The organism is Achromobacter sp. SIMBA_011, assembly GCF_046535435.1.
GTDB classification, from domain to species: domain Bacteria; phylum Pseudomonadota; class Gammaproteobacteria; order Burkholderiales; family Burkholderiaceae_B; genus Achromobacter; species Achromobacter dolens.
Window position 1 is genome coordinate 1 of record NZ_JAWRWN010000244.1, and the last position, 301, is coordinate 301.

General features: G+C 57.8%; 1 protein-coding gene. It reads left to right on the top strand.

Features of this window, described 5'->3' with window-relative positions; all coding sequences use genetic code 11:
• On the top strand, positions 1-301 hold a 301-nt coding region (locus tag SB816_RS30775), incomplete at both ends, for a GTP-binding protein (protein ID WP_410548091.1).

Sequence of the window (301 nt, forward strand, 5' to 3'; positions counted from 1 at the left end):
CACTGGTGCTGCCCAGATGGACGGCGCGATCCTGGTTTGCTCGGCTGCCGATGGTCCGATGCCACAAACTCGTGAGCACATCCTGCTGTCCCGTCAGGTAGGCGTTCCGTACATCGTTGTCTTCCTGAACAAGGCTGACATGGTTGACGACGCTGAGCTGCTGGAGCTGGTTGAGATGGAAGTGCGCGATCTGCTGAGCACTTACGACTTCCCAGGCGACGACACTCCGATCATCATCGGTTCGGCTCTGATGGCTCTGAACGGCCAAGACGACAACGAAATGGGTACCACCGCTGTTAAG